We start from the raw sequence: 1,582 nt of genomic DNA, 5'->3' as shown, positions 1-1,582 counted from the left end.
ATGGACAGCTTCGCGCGCCCCGCAGAACACTGCGAGATTCCGGGTCTGCGTGCTGTCGCACGCATCCCGGAATGACGGCGGGTGGTGAGGAGTGTGTCCGGCGTTTGGCGCTCAGCCCCGCGCCCCTAGTCATTCCGGGGCACGCGCGTCAGCGCGTGAACCCGGAATCTCGACGTGAGCAGCTAACAACGCCCGTCATCGCCCGCGCAGGCGGGCGACCCAGTCTTCCAGAGCCTTCGTGTCAATCACCAGCGCCCTGCAATACTGGATTCCCGCTTGGGAGGATGACGTCAGAAGCGAGCGGTCGCCCAGGATGGACAGCTTCGCGCGCCCCGCAGAACACTGCGAGATTCCGGGTCTGCGTGCTGTCGCACGCATCCCGGAATGACGGCGCGTTGTCGGGAGTGGGGCGGCGTTGGTCGCTCAGCCCACCCCAAGTCATTCCGGGGCACGCGCGTCAGCGCGTGAACCCGGAATCTCGACGCAGACAAAAAAACGCCCGTCATCGCCCGCGCAGGCGGGCGACTCAGTATTCCAGAGCCTTCGTGCCAGTCACCAGCGCCCTGCAATACTGGATCCCCGCCTGCGCGGGGATGACGTCAGAAGCGAGCGGTCGCCCAGGATGGACAGCTTCGCGCGCCCCGCAGCACACTGCGAGATTCCGGCCCTGCGTGCTGTCGCACGCATCCCGGAATGACGGCGGATGGTGAGGAGTGTGCGCGGCGTTGGTCGCTCAGCCCACCCCAAGTCATTCCGCGGCACGCGCGTCAGCGCGTGAACCCGGAATCTCGACGTGAGCAAATAACAACACCCGTCATCGCCCGCGCAGGCGGGCGACCCAGTATTCCAGAGCCTGCGTGCCAAACACCAGCGCCCCGAAATACTGGATCCTCGCCTGTGCGGGGATGACGTCAGAAACAAGCGGTCGCCCAGGAAGGACAGCTTCCCGCGCCCCGCAGCACACTGCGAGATTCCGGGCCTGCGTGCTGTCGCACGCATCCCGGAATGACGGCGGATGGTGAGGAGCGTGTCCGGCGTTTGGCGCTCAGCCCACCCCCAAGTCATTCCGGGGCACGCGCGTCCGCGCGTGAACCCGGAATCTCGACGTGAGCAACGAACAAAGCCCGTCATCGCCCGCGCAGGCGGGCGACCCAGTATTCCAGAGCCTTCGAGCCAGTCACCAGCGCCCTGCAATACTGGATCCCCGCCTGCGCGGGGATGACGTCAGAAGCGAGCGGTCGTCCAGGATGGACAGCTTCGCGCGCCCCGCAGCACACTGCGAGATTCCGGGCCTGCGTGCTGTCGCACGCATCCCGGAATGACGGCGCGTTGTCGGGAGCGGGTCGGCGTTGGTCGCTCAGCCCACCCCAGTCATTCCGGGGCACGCGCGTCCGCGCGTGAACCCGGAATCTCGACGTGAGCAACTAACAACGCCCGTCATCGCCCGCGCAGGCGGGGATCCAGTGTTCCAGAGCCTGCGTGCCAATCACCAGCGCCCCGGAATACTGGATCCCCGCCTGCGCGGGGATGACGTCAGAAACAAGCGGTCATCCAGGATGGACAGCTTCGCGCGCCCCGCAGC

It is taken from the genome of Rhodopseudomonas palustris, assembly GCF_003226555.1.
Lineage (GTDB): Bacteria > Pseudomonadota > Alphaproteobacteria > Rhizobiales > Xanthobacteraceae > Rhodopseudomonas > Rhodopseudomonas palustris_I.
This window is presented reverse-complemented; position numbering follows the sequence as displayed.